Origin of the sequence: Candidatus Culexarchaeum yellowstonense, from assembly GCF_024707025.1 — an archaeon.
Taxonomy (GTDB): domain Archaea; phylum Thermoproteota; class Methanomethylicia; order Culexarchaeales; family Culexarchaeaceae; genus Culexarchaeum.
The window spans coordinates 1-15,959 of the sequence record NZ_JANGFQ010000007.1 but is presented as its reverse complement, the minus strand read 5'-3'; the positions used below and the strand labels follow the sequence as shown (position 1 = coordinate 15,959).

Genomic DNA, 15,959 nt, shown 5'->3' with positions numbered 1-15,959 from the left:
AATTTGAAATTAAATGGGCATAAAAGTTACACCAATAGCATTTGAAAGTTTGGGAGTTAGATCAATGTGTACATACATTGAAACAAGAAATATAAGAATACTAATAGATCCTGGAGCATCCCTCGGATTTAGATATGGTAAAATGCCACATCCATTGGAATATAGAAGCCTAATGGAAACCAGAAGAAGAATGTATGAAGTAGCTGAAAAGGTGGATACAATTATAATAACACACTACCACACAGACCATTACACACCACTAAAAATGACAGATTACCTATGGACTTGGACCACACCAAATGAAGCTGAAAAATTGTATGAGGGGAAGAAGGTGATAATAAAGGATTACAAGAACAACATAAATTTAAATCAGAGGAGGAGAGGGTGGATCCTCTGGAAACTATTGAGTAAAGTTGAATGCAAAGTTGAAATTGCAGATGATAAGGTTATTATTGAGGGGGATACCAAGATAATCATAAGCAAACCAGTACCACATGGAGAAGAAAATTCAAAACTTGGATACGTAGTAATGGTGGAAGTAGAAGAAGCAGATGAAAGGGTGCTATTCGCATCAGATGTTCAGGGACCACAAACCAAAAGTCTCACAGACTGGATAATATCGTTAAACCCAAATCTAGTGATATTGAGTGGACCCCCAACATATATGCCGAATGCATTGAAAAACGTGAACGAAACAATAAACAACATTGCAAAAATAAAAATGGAAATAAAGCACACGATACTGGATCACCACATCTTAAGAGACAAAAAGTGGAGGGAATACTTCAATGAAGTAAGAGAGAAAGCCAAAAACGATAACATCATTGAAACAGCAGCAGAATATCTTGGAGTAGAAATGAATGCATTGGAATGCATAAGAGACGAGCTATATGAGAGAGAAGAGCCACCGGCAGAATTTACAAAGTGGTGTAGATCAATTCGTAGACATCGTGGGAAAGAGCCTCCACCAATATGATTAACATTTAAATACTGATGAAAACATTACCTAAATAACTCTATAAACCCCAAATTTAACCATGCAAATACAATAAATTGCACCAACATTAAATGGGGGATTTTATGGAAAATCGATTAAACTTATCACCCCAACAATAATTTCATCGGCTTCCTCTCCACACGTAAATTTATATTCTTAGCACTCACCACCTTCTCATCTCCAACTTCAGAGTAGAAGGCTGTGTCAGCCCCCTTCTCAAATATAAATCTATAGGCATATCCAATCTTCTCATTATCCCTATCTTCAAGCACTCTCATCACAAGAGCCTCAACAACCCCCTCTTCACTTCGATACAATTTGTCTATGGTATTTCGGAAACCCTGCGGATTTAAAATGTCAAATGAATACGTTTTACCCTTACTTTTATCCTTAGGTTTTTCCATAAGCTTTTTACCTACACCCACATGAACCTCAAAATTGTTTAGATTTATACTATCTCCACGGGATAAGTAGGATAATTTAAATGAATCCTTATACTTCATTTCAATTAATATGACAATGGATCTGCCTATAACCTCGCAAATATCATCAACAACTTTTAACGCTGTACCTTCATCCACACCAATACCTATCCTAACATTAGTCTTCCATAAAGCTTCGAAAAGCCTTGGAAACCTCCCCCTCTGTATAAAGTGTTGATCAACAATTAATTCTCCATCTCTCAGAAATCCGAGACCACGCCCAACCATAACATCCATATCCATACCCCCATATATCATTGGATTACTCATTATCGCAGCACCAGCACTAGACCCTGAAATAACCTTACCACTTAAAAATAGCATTTTTATAGCTTTTAAAGCAGGGGTTTCATTACCATCAACGATCAATCCTTTAACTATCCTATCCTGTGAGCCACCCGTGAAAAATACTCCATCCAAACTTAAAATTAAATTAACAATCTCCGATGAAAAAGCATTAACATTACAGTTTTCCAAGGTAAGATCCACAAGTATTGGTTTTGCACCAGACTTCTCAAATACCATGCTATGATTCTTCCAAGATTCATATGGGGATTCGCTGGCGAGCGGAATTACACCTATCCTGCACCCAGAACCACCAGCCAATTCGGTAATGGCATTAAAAATTTCATCAACATCAAGTATTGCCCCACCACCAACTACAAGTTTCATAAATACATGTTAGGTTTATAGTGAGTATTAAAAATTAACTAAGCCAACCTTCTATGCACGGTGATTGACGCCGAATGGGGGGTTCATAATGGAATATCAATGAAGCCCGAACACATAAAGTCTAGTTGAAACATGTGATAATAAAATGTCAACATTCAACGATGGCTCAGCACTCAAGATCTAAATCATCTATCATAAGGGCTAGAGTCATCATTGCCAATAATTCTTTTATGATCGGTGTAAGAAAAATTTATCTCCAATTTGGATTAATTTGGGATTGATGCCAATTTGAATTCTGTAAAACCATCTGTATTAGCATTCGTGAAGAAGGCGCATGAAAGGGATGCAGCTATAGAAATATTGGATTGCATATTACCATATGATCCAAATGCAAAGTTTAGAATCTTAAGCATACCTGGCATTATAGTAATTGAATCGATGTTAAATGGTTTAGAGATTATTAGGATATTGGAAAAATGCTTTGTAAGTCAAGCTAAGAGAATTATACCAATAGGTGATGTGGTGAAGCCAAATCCCACAGAAATTATAAATGGCATTATCAAATTAGCTGAAGGAATTAAGGATGGTGGAGCTAAGTTTAAAATTGAATTGAAGAGTTATGATATCTCAAACACCCATAAATCAATCATAGATGTCATTGCAAGAAAACTGATAACGGAGAAAGGATGGATTGTGAAATTAAAAGAGCCTGACATAACAATATTCATACACATATTTAGTGATGAAGCTTTCATATCAATAGTTAAACAAAGTGATATGTGGGAATTGAAGAAGTATTTGTGAATTGAAATTTCACTTTCACATAACACTCTACTACAAATTAGTTTAAATAAACGAAATTTATAAATTATTGAGATAAATAGAGAAATTTGAGGGAATTGTCAAAGATAATTGAGGAAGAATTATTTAAAAAGACAATATTTAAGGATGAAAGCAAACTATCAGCAGATTACGTCCCACAAAATCTAGTTCATAGAGAGAATGAAATAAGGCAATTGTTAAACTACCTTAGATGCATGATTGATTCACCGGGAAATATTACACAAAAGGTTCTAATAGTGGGACCTGTGGGGACGGGTAAAACAGCCACATCAAAACTCTTCGGCTTAAGCTTCTCAGATGCAGCGAGGAGGAGGAACATTAAACTAAAATATGTTCACGTAAATTGTCATAAAGATAGAACCCCCTTCCTAATACTGATGAAGATTGTTAAGACGTTAATAGATGGATTTCCAGATAGAGGGCTTTCAACGCAAGAATTATTGAATATAGTTTGTGATAGACTTGAAGAGGAGGATGAATATCTACTTATAACCCTAGATGAAGTTGATTACTTCATTAGGGTGGGAGGGGAAAGCTCACTATACGACCTATTAAGAGCCTCAGAAGAATATCTGAATAAAAAGCAGAGGATGAGCTTCATATTAATAGCCAGAGATCAATTCTTCATACCATTACTGGATAGAAGCACACAAAGCGTTTTAATGAGCAATATAATAAGATTTAAACCATACACGGCAGAACAGTTGAGGGATATATTGATGGAGAGAGTTAAAGAAGCATTCTATGAGAATACCGTTAGCAGTGAAGTAATATGGAGCATAGCAGAAATAGCTGCAAAAACAGGGGATGCAAGATATGCACTGGAATTACTCTGGAGGGCTGCAAAAACAGCTGACATGGAGGGAAGGAGGGTAGTAACAATAGATGATGTGAGGATAGCTGCATCAATGATTCACCCAAGCATAAGAGGGGAAGATATAGATGCCCTTTCAAAACATGAGAAACTAGTATTACTAGCCATAACCAGATGCCTAAGGAAAACTGATCAACAATATGTGAATATAGGGGAAGTTGAAAAGATGTATAAAATGATATGTGAGGAATACCATGTGGAAGCGAGGGCCCACACGAAAATTTGGGAATACATACAAAACTTAAAGAACGCTGGACTAATATACACAAGAATAATAAATATGGAACCAAAAGGTAGAACCACACAGATATCACTGGTGGAAACACCATTAGAGTTCCTTGAGAAAGAATTGTTAAAGAGGCTTGAGGGGGGATGAAATGAAGGTGAACATGGACATAGAAGAAATATTTGCATCGAGGGGGAGAACCAGAATTTTGAAAACACTAATAATAGAGAGGGAGATGAACATATCCGAACTTGCAAAAAGAACAGGATTAAGCTACACTTCGGTTAACAGACACCTAGAAGAATTGAAGAAGAGTGGGGTGATAGTGGAGAAGAGATTTGGAAGGATAAGAATATTTAAAATAAACGAACAAAATAAAATTGCAAAAGCAATAGAGGAATTCATGATGAAAACATAGGGAGGCTATTGAAATGTGTGGAGAAGTGAAAATGGTGGATATAACTGGTAAAAACATATCCATTAGAATAGCAACCGCTGAGGGGGAAATCAAACTTAAAAGAGAAACAATAGAGAAGATAGTTAAAGGGGAAGTGGAGAAGGGGGATGTGATTTCAACTGCAAAAATAGCTGCAATAATGGCTGCAAAAAGAACACCGGAGATAATTCCACTATGCCACCAAATCCCACTAACAAACGTAGATGTAGAAGTAAAGGTGTTGGATGATGAGAGAATAAAGGTGGAAACCACAGTGAAAACTGAAGCAAAGACTGGTGTGGAAATGGAAGCTATAACAGCCACAGCCATAGCACTAATAACCATATGGGATATGGTCAAGAAGTATGAAAAGGATGAGAAAGGAGAATATCCACAAACTGAAATTAATAGGATAAGGGTAACATTAAAAAGTAAGAAGGAGATATCACTTTAACTGACGATTCACATGCCATTAATAGATAGATATGGAAGGCCAATTGTAAATCTGAGAATAACGTTAACACATAAATGCAATTATAGATGCATATACTGCCACATGGAAGGGGAGGAAAAGGCACTAGAAGAACTAACTCCAGAGGAAATAGAAAGAATAGCTAGAGTTGCAGTTAAAATTGGAATAAGTAAAGTCAAATTAACAGGTGGAGAACCATTAATTAGAGAAGACATAGGGGAAATAGTGAGAAGGTTATCACATATAAACGGAATGGAAGAGGTATCAATGACTACAAATGGATCCCTCCTAAAGGAAAAGGTTAAGGAACTTGCAAAAGCAAATCTCAAAAGAATTAATGTAAATATCCCATCATTAAGGGAGGAAACATACAAGTATATAACCAATAGTGAATATTCCCCAAAACAAATAATAGAGGGGGTTATGGAGGCGAAGAAGCTGGGGATAAATCCAGTAAAGGTGAACATGGTCATCCTAAGGGGGGTTAATGATGATCAAATAGATGAAATGATCACATTCACGAGGAAGAATGATTTAATACTCCAATTAATAGAACTGGAGAATGTTGGAATAGATGAAGAAACATACTCAAAGTATCATGCAGACATATCATCAATTGAAGAGAAGATAAAAAATGAAGCAGAAAAGGTGATTGTGAGAAGAGACATGCAAAATAGGCGTAAATACATTTTAAAAGGTGGAGGAGAAGTTGAAATAGTAAACCCATATGAAAATGGAAGCTTCTGCTCAGCATGCACAAGGATAAGATTAACCGCAGATGGAAAGATAAAACCATGCCTAATGAGAAACGACAACTTAATAGACATAAAAAATCTATTAAGAAACAATTTAGATGAATATGAACTTATGAAACTTTTTGTGAAAGCTATTGAGGGGAGGGAGCCATACTGGAAGAGGAGGGTTACGCCTTAAAAATATTTTATCTAGGACACAAATACTACGGCTTTGCAACCCAAAAGGATAAGCCTACAATTGAAGGAACGCTAAGAAAAATTTTTAGAAGTAAAATTTGTGGGGAAAGAATTCATATAACTTATGCAAGTAGAACAGATAAGGGAGTACATGCCATAGGACAAACCATAACCATAAATGTGAAAGATGTGGACATAGATGAGGTAAATGCAAATCTACCTGAAGACATAGCCATATGGGCTTACTGCAAAGCACCAAAACACTTCGATGCCAGAAGATGCACAATATATAGACATTACAAATACATAGTTTTCAAAAAGGATTTAGATCTGGAAAAGATGAAAAATGCATCAAAGGATTTGCTTGGAATACACAATTTCAAAAGATTCTGCTATAAGGTTAAGGGACCCGTAATTAGAAGAATATACTATATAAAGATAGATAAGATTGAGGAGGGATACCTAGCAATAGAATTCATAGGATCAAAATTTGCTAGGGGACTCATCAGAAACCTAGTAGATTTACTAACAAGAATCGGAAGTGGAGAGATTAGCAATTTAAGTAGCGTATGGGAGTATAATGGACCGCTATGCATGGCACCCCCAGAAAACCTATACCTCATAGATGCATACTACCCATTGAAATACACAATTAGCGATACTGGAGTGGAAAAGGTTATTAAAGCTATAAACGTGATGAGCAATGTAAAAGATTTTGATGAAGGAACAATTTTGAAGAAGCAGATGTTAAAGGATTTTTGGAAAGTTATGAATGATGTAAGAGAACTCGGCTTAAAGTTGCATTCAACCCTTCATTAGCTTCTTTATCTCCTCACCCATACTTGGATTGCTGACAAGGAAATCCACCATCCTATCATCAAATCCAAGCCATAAAGCTATACCAGCAGCCATATTAGCATTATGATTAAATATTACCTTCAAAATTGGCAGGTACTCTGAGAGAGCTGTACGTGAAGATACATGACAGTTCTTTGCAATTAGAGAAGCTATTCCATTCATAACTTCACGAACGCTCATACTTTTCTGGAGGAGTCTAATACGCTCTGGGAAGGAGTATTTAACAAACCTATATTTCTCCCTCTTAGCCATGGAAACCCCTGCAGTCATAAGATCCATAGCATAACTTAATAGAGACCAATCTTGAGAACGTTTTATCCTACCCAAATAGACATCAGCCTTTGAGAGAGCATTATATGCATCATAAAGCTCATACACATTACCATACTGTATCGGGATATTTTCATTCAACCATTGTAAAAGCTCATCATACGATAAATCTGAGGTTATAGTGTATCTCCTAGCGGCATTACATGATGTAGAGGAGAATATACCCCTCAAAACGTCAAAGGCAGGGGTAACTCTATCCCTATATCCAAGCCACTTAACATCATCTAACTTCAATGTCTTCTTACCAGCAGCACATATTTGAAGATCATTTATAGCTGATCTAACATCACCTTCACATCTATCAGCAATAAACTTCAACGCCTCCTTATCATATGAAATGCCCTCAGCACGGCAAATCTTCTCCAAAAAACCTACAATGGATGTACTCCTAACACCATAAAACTGTATCATCAAACACATCTCCCTTAACTGCCTAAATTGGGGGTCCCATGGATCATTTGCCGTGAAGACCACTGGAAACTTTGATACTTCAATAAGCCTTATTAATGCACTCAAGCCACCCCTATCCTCAGAAGTCGATATACCATCAATTTCATCAACAAGAATTATCTTCCTAGAACTCCCAAAACCGAAATGCTTAGATGCAGCCATAGCTATTCTCTCAACATCCTCATAACTCCTATTATCACTGGCATTCATTTGAATCAATTCAGCCTTATATACTATGGATGCAACTTCAACGGTAAGTGTTTTACCAACGCCGGGAGGCCCCCAAAGTAGAGCAGCCTTATACTTAGCAGTTCCATTAAAGAATTCCTCAATCCAAGATCTAAATTGTAATATTGCCTCCTTATTTCCAAGAATCTCATCAAAGGATTTAGGCTTATACTTATTAGTCCATAAAAGTTTCTCAGCAGAAATCATTTACCACCCCTCAATTCACTACCATAAAGGGAGAAGCATGCCAATAGATAACTTAACTGAATCTCTTCATCAGCCCCCTCCACCATCCTAAAATTGACTTCACCTATCTTATCAGCCAAAAGCACTTTAACCTTATCAGGTATATCTAATGCGAAAACTTCCCTATGCATTTGCTTAACAATATCAACACCTGAAAGCCCATAATTTATCATGAGCTCCCTAAGCTTACCCCTAGCATTAACGAAATCCCCCTTCAAAGCCAATGCCATCATCTCCCTAACCTCAACGGGATTCGCCTTCCCAACAACCCTATAAACAGCGGATTCATCAACAACACCGAGGCTTGCAGCTGCTTGAAGAGTATTTATAGCCCTCCTCATATCACCCTCAGCAACATAGAGTATTGCCTCCAAACCCCCAGGAGTTAACTTCACATTCTCATTGCTGGCAATATACTTCAATCTCCCAGCAATATCCTCATTGGAAAGAGGCTGAAAACGGAAGACTGCACACCTAGACTGTATAGGCTCAATAATCTTGCTCGAATAATTCGCAATCAATATGAATCTACAAGTCCTAGTATACAACTCCATTATACGCCTCAAAGCTTGCTGAGCATCTGCAGTCATGTTGTCAGCTTCATCCAATATGATCAATTTGAATGGAACATCCCCTAGAGGCATCGTCCTAGCATAATCCTTAATCCTATCCCTAACGGTTTGAATTCCACGCTCATCTGAAGCATTGAGTTCTAAAATATTCTGCCTCCAATTAGCACCATAAAGATCGTATGCTAAAGCCAAAGCCACAGTGGTCTTACCGCAACCCGGAGGACCTGCAAAGAGCATGTGAGGAACATTCTTACTTGAAACAAAACTCTTAAGTCTAGGCACAATATCCCTCTGATTAACAACCTCATCCAAAGTTTTAGGCCTATACTTCTCAGTCCAAAGCATGAATACATCTGAACACATAATCACACCAATTCATATTACTATACAAAGGAGGATATTAAGATTAACATGTCAAATTTAAGTTAAGGGAAAAAATTAATACTTGCAATATTAAAGGGAAAGTGTTGGTGTAGATAATGCTTGAATTTATAAATGAAGCATCAAAAATAATATCAGATACAGAACTCATAAAAGCCACTGTAAAGAGGACTTCAACCCCAATGGAACTAGGGGGGATGAAAATAAATTTAGATGCTGAAGGCATGGAAATACTAATACCAAAATGGGCATCAGATAAAATGATGAAAGATGGATTAATAGAAGTGAAGTATGTTGAAGAACTTGGGATAAAGGAGCTGAGAAAAACCCTTTGGAAAGAATCTAGGGAAACCAATTTAACGAAAATAGATCCTCAATTCTACATGAAAGCAAGAGCCACAATTAAAAGGTTAATGGATGATATAAAGAGAGATCCAACCCCGGAAAAAATCCAAGAGGAAAGGAAATATAGGGATGCATTCATGGATATAGTGAATTGCAGAATGCAGAAAGTATTGCAATTGGCAATAACAGAATCAATACCACAAACAATAAGTGAAAATATGACCATAGAAGAGAGAATACTGCTAAAAGAGATAAAAAGAATGCTAACAACATGGAAAGATCAAGTAACAAGAATAGGTGATGAAACATGAGCCTAGAATTATTGGAAGCAGACATAAGAGAGAGATTTGTGGACTTCCTAAAATCATTCAAGAATAGTGCTGGAGAATACTACTATAAAAACATGCTAAGCCAAATGGTTGTAACTGGACAAAAACATCTAGTTATAAACTTTGAAGACCTATTGGAATACGACCAGCAACTGGCAGAACAATTAATAGAGAAACCATCAAAAGTCATTGAGGCAGCTTCAGCAGCCATAAGAGATGTAATGATGAGTAGCATAAACATAAACTACGCAAGGAAAGTCAAAAGGTTCATAGCAAGATTCAAAAAGTTACCAGAAGTAATCCCAATAAGGAAGATTAGATCAGAACATGTTGGAAAACTAATAATGATAGAAGGCATACTTACAAGAGTCTCATCAATAAAACAACAAATAGTGAAAGCAGCGTACAGATGCGAGAAATGCTCAGAAATAACCTACGTAGAAGCAGCCAGCCTAGATGAAAGGATAAATCCACCGGAAAAATGCCAACACTGTGGAGGAAGAGTATTCAAACTAATCCCAGAAGAATCCGAATTTATAGATTGGCAAAGGCTAACGATACAAGAAAGACCAGAAGAACTACCACCAGCCCAATTGCCAAGATCAATAGAAGCCATTGCAAGAGAAGACCTAGTGGATGTAGCTAAACCCGGTGATAGAATAATAGTTGTAGGGATACTGAAATCCGTGAAGGAACATACTGGAATGGGAACAACATTTAGACCTGAAATAGAAGTAAATTACATAGAATTATCGGAAAAGGGGATGGAAGAGATAGAAATAACTCCAGAAGATGAAGAGAAGATAAAGAATCTAGCAAAGGATCCAATGATACATGAGAAAATAATCCAATCAATAGCGCCATCAATATATGGTTATAGAGAAGTTAAGGAGGGGATTGCATACCTACTATTTGGAGGGGTGCAAAAAATTCTACCAGACGGTATGAGGATAAGAGGAGACATAAACATACTATTGGTCGGAGATCCTGGAACTGCAAAAAGCCAAATACTACAATACGTTGCCAGAATAGCTCCAAGAGGAATATATACATCTGGAAAGGGATCCACTGCTGCTGGATTAACAGCGGCAGTCGTAAAAGATAGAACCACCGGTGACTGGTATCTTGAAGCTGGAGCACTCGTACTTGCAGATGGAGGAGTAGCATGTGTAGATGAAATAGATAAAATGAGGAATGAAGATAGAGTAGCTATGCATGAAGTAATGGAGCAACAGACCGTGAGCATAGCAAAGGCAGGTATAGTTGCAACATTAAATGCAAGAACATCAATACTAGCCTCAGCAAACCCAACACTTGGAAGATTTGTAGAGCAAAAGTCAATAGTTGAAAACGTCAATCTACCAATAACAATACTTTCAAGATTCGACCTAATATTCCCATTGAAAGATGAGCCAGATGAAGAGAGAGATACGAAAATGAGTGAACACATACTAAGATTACACCAAACGAGGGGGTACGTTTCACCCCCACCAATAGAACCAGAACTCCTAAGAAAGTACATAGCATACATGAGGAAGAACGTTAAACCAAGATTATCAGATGAAGCTATGGAAAGGATAAAGGAGTATTATGTTGAAATGAGGAAACTTGGGAAGAATGGGGGGAGCATACCAATAACCCCAAGACAGCTAGAAGCATTAATAAGGATGACGGAAGCAAGAGCCAAAATGGCTTTAAGAGATGTAGCCACAAAAGATGATGCGGAAGCAGCAATAAGGCTAATGAACTATGTATTGGAGAAGACAGCATATGATGTTGAAACTGAAAAGATAGATATAGACATGATACTAACTGGAAAGACAAAGTCGCAAAGGGACAAAATGAACATCATAATGGATTACATAAGAAGTAAAGTTAAGGAGATAGGTGGACCAATAAAAAAGGATTTCGCTGCAGAAGAGATAGAGAAGGCACATGGAATAGAGAAGAATACTGTTCTCGAAATTATAGAAAAGCTATTGAAGGAAGGAATACTATTTGAAGCTAGACCAGGATATGTGATGCCAACATAGTGGAGGATGAGTAAGATTAAGATAAGAGAGCTACCAATACCTAAGATAATAAGGGACATATTGGAAGCTAATGGGATAATTGAACTATACCCACCACAAGAACAAGCTGTAAGAAGCGGACTACTTAATGGGGAAAACATAGTGCTAGCCATACCTACAGCTGCAGGAAAAACGCTTGCAGCTGAATTAGCCATAACAAAAAGATTACTTGAAGAGGGAGGGAAAGCAATATACCTAACACCATTAAAAGCGCTTGCCTCAGAAAAGTATGAGGAATTCAAAAAGTATGAAAACGCTGGATTAAAGGTCACCATAAGCACAGGGGATTACGACAACCCAGAACCTCAACTCAAATACTACGACATTATAGTCATGACAAATGAAAAGGCAGATAGCATCCTCAGAAACAAACCTCCATGGATGAATGAAGTTAAAGTGGTGGTGGCAGATGAAATACACCTAATAAATGATGATGATAGGGGACCAACCTTAGAAGTGGTTTTAGCAAAACTATTATCAACAAACCCACAATCTCAAGTTATAGGTTTAAGTGCAACAATAATGAATGCAGAGGAAATAGCTGAATGGTTAAATGCTAAACTAGTGAAAAGCCATTGGAGACCAGTACCATTAAGGAAGGGGGTTTATGTAAATGGGAGAATAATATATGATGATGGAAGCATAGTAGAGGTTACAAAGGAAAAGATGGACTCATACCAAGCATTAACGAAACAAACCCTAGAAGATGGAGGTCAAGTGCTAATTTTTTCAAACACAAGAAACGATTCTAGGGAAACAGCATTCAAACTAATACCACTAACATCAAAACACTTAAAAGCTGATGAGAAGAGGGAACTCGTAAAAATATCTAACGAAATACTATCATCGGAGGAAAGCACAAGGATAAGTGAAGAATTAGCTACATGCATTAAGAGTGGAGTGGCATTCCACCATGCAGGATTATCAGCAACCCATAGGAGCATAATTGAAAAGGCATTCAAAGAGTTTAAGATAAAAGTTATATGCGCAACCCCCACTCTGGCTGCAGGGGTAAATCTTCCAGCAAGGAGGGTGATAGTAAAGAGTTATTATAGATATGATAGTTCAACTGGATACCAAATGATACCAGCATTCGAATATCATCAAATGGCTGGAAGAGCTGGAAGGCCGAAATATGATGAATGGGGGGATGCAATACTAATAGCCAAAAACATGCAAGAACAAGAATTCTTAATGGAAAACTATGTAAGAGCACCTCCAGAAAAGATATGGTCTAGACTGGCATCAGAATCAGCATTAAGATCACATACACTTGCAATAATAGCCACAGAATACGCAAAGAGCGAAGAAGAGGTTATGGAATTTATAAGAAGGACATTCTATTATAAACAGTATGGTGAAGAAAGACAGATAAAAAATGTACTGAGAAAGGTTGTGGGATTTCTGGTGGAAAACGATATGGTTAGAGTTATTAATGAAAATATTTATCCAACAAAACTTGGAATGAGAGTATCACAACTATACATCGACCCACTATCAGCCGTACGAATCATAAATGGACTTAGAGGGAGGAATGGTGCAAGTGAACTTGCATACATACACTTAATATGTATGACCCCAGATATGCAGAGATTACATCTCAATAGGAGGGATAGAAAGACGTTAATGTCGAAATTATTTGAAATTGAGGGTGAGCTACTCATAAATGTAGAGGACCCTACAGACGAATTTGAACAACTAACAATGCTACAAGCACTCAAAACTGCCATGATGCTAAACGATTGGATAAATGAAGAGAAAGAAGATGCAATAATAGAGAAGTATGATGTAGGGCCTGGAGACATATACTCAATAGCACTCACAGCACAATGGCTAATGTACTCAGCCACGGAAATAAGCAAATTAATGGGATTCGTAAACCACATACAAAAATTGACTGAGCTAACCAGTAGACTGGAATATGGATGTAAACCAGAGCTACTGGAGCTAATAAGTTTAAAGGGGATAGGAAGAGTTAGAGCTAGACTACTATACAGAGCAGGATACAAAACCATTGAAGATCTAAGGAAGGCACGTATAGAAGACTTAAAAAGAATACCACTATTCGGAGAGGAAACCATAAGGAAGATAAAGGAACAACTGGAGGAAAGAGGGTTACGCTAATAATGAAAATTTAAAATGGTTGTAAGCGAACATTTATTTTCCCATTAACATTTGAAATGCAAAGGAATATGAATTCACGCGATAAATTAACACTTGAATCCACATAGCATACATCAATCAGGTTCGGGAGATCCAATTTAAACTCCCCACGATCACAATAGAATATCAAAGAATTCTTAAATATGGAAACCCTAAACCCAATAAATCTAGTGGGAACAGATAGTTTAATGCAGATACTGGAATTTAAACCAAGATTTCTACATGTTTCAACTCCATAAACTATAGATTCCCTAACACCATATATAAAGGAGTAATAGACTCTATCGTTGTTGATAATATTAAAGTAAAAGCTGCCCATGGACATTAGAAGTAGCAATGTAGAGAATATTAAGCCAAAATTTAATATAGAGTTGGAAATTACATTCCTCATATTCATCCACCAACCACATCAACAGATATTATTATGCAATTAAATATCAATGGATTAACTCTACTGGAATTAAAAGACCAATTAAATGAATATGCTGGACTATATAGTTGCATATGCAAAATTTTTGGAGTAGTAGGGTTATAGGATCTTTTCATAATGTTAACATGTGATGTGAAGGAGTATTCCCCATATGATATTTTCAATGAACCATTAATATTAAACAAAACAACTCCCACAAAAACTGAATTTCCACTAAAAATTATCTTTGGACGAACGCTGAGAATCAAAGTCCCCCCACTTGCTATTATTGAATAGAAGAAATATGTCCGATTACCTTCCTCAATTATCACATTCCCATATGGGTACAGGGAATTGTGGGAAATATACTTCAAGCTAATTGAGAAAGAAGATAGCAGAGTTTCATTATCAAAATTTATAATTTGAAAACCATCAACATAAAATTCCAATACACCATACTTTAGGGAAAAACGGTGCACCACCATTTTACCATACTCCATACCATCAATAAGCTTATGGAAGAATGATTTCACATCATTGACTTCGGCAAGCATTAACACATAGGTGTTATAAGATGTATAAAACTGTAAACAAACTGAACCAACCAGCAATATCAATCCAACCAGAATAATTGATGAAGGTATTTCAGCAGAGGTCATATGGAAACCACATCCACAAAAACAACCTCAAAAACCAATACAACAAGACCACTTAACGAAAGAACTGTCGAATAATAATTGTTACTGGAAATCAGCAATACTTTAAGCTGACCAGTACACTCAAATATATAAGTGGACTTAAGTACATCGCCAACTCTCAAAACAAAGTTTCCATTAATGGTGCCAGAACCTCTAAAAACCATCAACCTCAAATATATTCTAGAACCAAAATTATGCAGTGAAAGTGCTGGTATAAGGTATACGTGATCGCCATACTCATATATTGAGAGGCAAGTGCCATTAATCTGAATTAATTGATCATGATATACTTTCGAAGAGGAAGCATAAACTTGTATGCCTAGAATTGAAGATGTAAAATTCCCTAAACGTACATCATTAACGATGACCATCATATTGCACCGATCATTCAATTCAATAATGTAATGTGAATTGGATATTATGACTGAATCATTGACGAAAGAAAGTTCATCAGCCTCTAACCTCACGTATCTAAAGAAGTCTACTACATTACTAGACCTCAAATTGCATTCCAAATTTCTCAAATAAACCATTCCATGATGAAGGCACATGAAGGATAATGAGGTAAAAGTCATGAATATAATTAGACTAGTTAAAATATTTGAAACCCCCTTACAATTTAAATAGCCCAATACATTTCACCCCCCTCCAATCAATCACAATAAATGTAAAAGCATGCACATTCAATGGAATAACGAAGTGAACCATGTAGCGTCCATCCATTAAACTTTCATATTCTGGATTGAAGGTGAAGGTGCCCCCATTATAGATGTATGAAACTATGAATGCTGGTGGTTTAAGCAGAACTTCAGAATCCCCAAAAACCTCAACAACCATTTTAACATCATTGAATGTTGGAACATATGAGTTTGAAAGTGTAATGTTCATTATTTTAAAGCCGAGAGAGCAATTGTAGCTAAATGTATATTTACATCTATACTTGA

At 36.7% G+C, this 15,959-nt stretch carries 16 protein-coding genes; 10 read left to right on the top strand and 6 right to left on the bottom strand.

Features of this window, described 5'->3' with window-relative positions:
- Window positions 1-13 precede the first annotated feature (13 nt).
- Window positions 14-976 (top strand): MBL fold metallo-hydrolase, encoded by a 963-nt coding sequence (locus tag MRT15_RS02430; RefSeq protein ID WP_304327586.1) that lies wholly within the window; start codon window positions 14-16, stop codon window positions 974-976.
- A gap of 125 nt (window positions 977-1,101) precedes the next feature.
- On the opposite strand, the gene MRT15_RS02425 is transcribed toward MRT15_RS02430, so the two are convergent.
- Window positions 1,102-2,151 (bottom strand): cyanophycinase, encoded by a 1,050-nt coding sequence (locus MRT15_RS02425; protein WP_304327584.1) that lies wholly within the window; start codon window positions 2,149-2,151, stop codon window positions 1,102-1,104.
- 288 nt (window positions 2,152-2,439) lie between these two features.
- Between MRT15_RS02425 and MRT15_RS02420 the strand changes: the two genes are divergently transcribed.
- From MRT15_RS02420 to truA, 6 genes are all read left to right on the top strand, one after another.
- Window positions 2,440-2,955, top strand: coding sequence for a THUMP domain-containing protein (locus MRT15_RS02420; RefSeq protein WP_304327582.1), 516 nt, complete (start codon window positions 2,440-2,442; stop codon window positions 2,953-2,955).
- A 95-nt stretch (window positions 2,956-3,050) separates the two neighbouring features.
- Entirely contained in the window at window positions 3,051-4,244 is a 1,194-nt protein-coding gene (locus MRT15_RS02415) for an ORC1-type DNA replication protein (RefSeq protein WP_304327581.1), read from the top strand.
- A gap of 1 nt (window position 4,245) precedes the next feature.
- On the top strand, window positions 4,246-4,512 hold the full coding sequence (locus tag MRT15_RS02410) for a winged helix-turn-helix domain-containing protein (RefSeq protein ID WP_304327579.1): 267 nt from the start codon (window positions 4,246-4,248) through the stop codon (window positions 4,510-4,512).
- Between the two features lie 13 nt (window positions 4,513-4,525).
- The gene (gene moaC / locus MRT15_RS02405) at window positions 4,526-4,984 is read left to right on the top strand and encodes a cyclic pyranopterin monophosphate synthase MoaC (RefSeq protein WP_304327577.1); all 459 of its coding nucleotides are present in this window, start codon (window positions 4,526-4,528) and stop codon (window positions 4,982-4,984) included.
- Window positions 4,985-4,996: 12 nt separating this feature from the next.
- On the top strand, window positions 4,997-5,935 hold the full coding sequence (gene moaA / locus MRT15_RS02400) for a GTP 3',8-cyclase MoaA (protein ID WP_304327575.1): 939 nt from the start codon (window positions 4,997-4,999) through the stop codon (window positions 5,933-5,935).
- On the top strand, window positions 5,908-6,753 hold the full coding sequence (gene truA, locus MRT15_RS02395) for a tRNA pseudouridine(38-40) synthase TruA (RefSeq protein WP_369684937.1): 846 nt from the start codon (window positions 5,908-5,910) through the stop codon (window positions 6,751-6,753). Before moaA ends, truA begins: the two co-directional genes overlap by 28 nt.
- Here truA and MRT15_RS02390 read toward each other — a convergent pair.
- Window positions 6,739-8,007, bottom strand: a complete 1,269-nt coding sequence (locus tag MRT15_RS02390) for a replication factor C large subunit (RefSeq protein WP_304327573.1) — start codon at window positions 8,005-8,007, stop codon at window positions 6,739-6,741. The two genes, truA and MRT15_RS02390, sit on opposite strands and share 15 nt — an antisense overlap.
- Window positions 8,004-8,981, bottom strand: coding sequence for a replication factor C small subunit (locus MRT15_RS02385; protein WP_304327571.1), 978 nt, complete (start codon window positions 8,979-8,981; stop codon window positions 8,004-8,006). Before MRT15_RS02385 ends, MRT15_RS02390 begins: the two co-directional genes overlap by 4 nt.
- 116 nt (window positions 8,982-9,097) lie before the next feature.
- On the opposite strand from MRT15_RS02385, the gene MRT15_RS02380 reads away from it, so the two are divergent.
- From MRT15_RS02380 to MRT15_RS02370, 3 genes are read left to right on the top strand one after another with little or no spacing between them, the layout of a single operon-like run.
- A complete protein-coding gene (locus MRT15_RS02380; RefSeq protein WP_304327569.1) occupies window positions 9,098-9,655 on the top strand; it encodes a hypothetical protein in 558 nt (185 codons plus the stop codon).
- On the top strand, window positions 9,652-11,706 hold the full coding sequence (gene mcm / locus MRT15_RS02375; RefSeq protein WP_304327567.1) for a minichromosome maintenance protein MCM: 2,055 nt from the start codon (window positions 9,652-9,654) through the stop codon (window positions 11,704-11,706). Before MRT15_RS02380 ends, mcm begins: the two co-directional genes overlap by 4 nt.
- A 6-nt stretch (window positions 11,707-11,712) precedes the next feature.
- Complete coding sequence (locus tag MRT15_RS02370; RefSeq protein ID WP_304327565.1) at window positions 11,713-13,869, top strand: ATP-dependent DNA helicase; 2,157 nt, start codon at window positions 11,713-11,715, stop codon at window positions 13,867-13,869.
- Between the two features lie 432 nt (window positions 13,870-14,301).
- Here the strand turns inward: MRT15_RS02370 and MRT15_RS02365 are convergent, their stop codons facing one another.
- The 3 genes from MRT15_RS02365 to MRT15_RS02355 form a co-directional block, all read right to left on the bottom strand.
- Window positions 14,302-14,976, bottom strand: coding sequence for a hypothetical protein (locus MRT15_RS02365; RefSeq protein ID WP_304327563.1), 675 nt, complete (start codon window positions 14,974-14,976; stop codon window positions 14,302-14,304).
- Window positions 14,973-15,539, bottom strand: a complete 567-nt coding sequence (locus MRT15_RS02360) for a hypothetical protein (RefSeq protein ID WP_304327562.1) — start codon at window positions 15,537-15,539, stop codon at window positions 14,973-14,975. The genes MRT15_RS02365 and MRT15_RS02360 overlap by 4 nt, the downstream gene beginning before the upstream one ends.
- Window positions 15,540-15,627: 88 nt before the next feature.
- Window positions 15,628-15,959 (bottom strand): hypothetical protein (locus MRT15_RS02355; protein WP_304327561.1); only part of this gene is annotated, 332 nt, incomplete at its 5' end.

Bases quoted from the DNA above. Each gene is read 5' to 3' on its own strand.
- MRT15_RS02425 (WP_304327584.1), bottom strand. From the start codon at position 2,151: ATGAAACTTGTAGTTGGTGGTGGGGCAATACTTGATGTTGATGAAATT.
- moaA (WP_304327575.1), top strand. From the start codon at position 4,997: ATGCCATTAATAGATAGATATGGAAGGCCAATTGTAAATCTGAGAATA.
- MRT15_RS02410 (WP_304327579.1), top strand. From the start codon at position 4,246: ATGAAGGTGAACATGGACATAGAAGAAATATTTGCATCGAGGGGGAGA.
- MRT15_RS02390 (WP_304327573.1), bottom strand. From the start codon at position 8,007: ATGATTTCTGCTGAGAAACTTTTATGGACTAATAAGTATAAGCCTAAA.
- MRT15_RS02430 (WP_304327586.1), top strand. From the start codon at position 14: ATGGGCATAAAAGTTACACCAATAGCATTTGAAAGTTTGGGAGTTAGA.
- mcm (WP_304327567.1), top strand. From the start codon at position 9,652: ATGAGCCTAGAATTATTGGAAGCAGACATAAGAGAGAGATTTGTGGAC.
- MRT15_RS02370 (WP_304327565.1), top strand. From the start codon at position 11,713: ATGAGTAAGATTAAGATAAGAGAGCTACCAATACCTAAGATAATAAGG.
- MRT15_RS02365 (WP_304327563.1), bottom strand. From the start codon at position 14,976: ATGACCTCTGCTGAAATACCTTCATCAATTATTCTGGTTGGATTGATA.
- moaC (WP_304327577.1), top strand. From the start codon at position 4,526: ATGTGTGGAGAAGTGAAAATGGTGGATATAACTGGTAAAAACATATCC.
- MRT15_RS02380 (WP_304327569.1), top strand. From the start codon at position 9,098: ATGCTTGAATTTATAAATGAAGCATCAAAAATAATATCAGATACAGAA.
- MRT15_RS02385 (WP_304327571.1), bottom strand. From the start codon at position 8,981: ATGTGTTCAGATGTATTCATGCTTTGGACTGAGAAGTATAGGCCTAAA.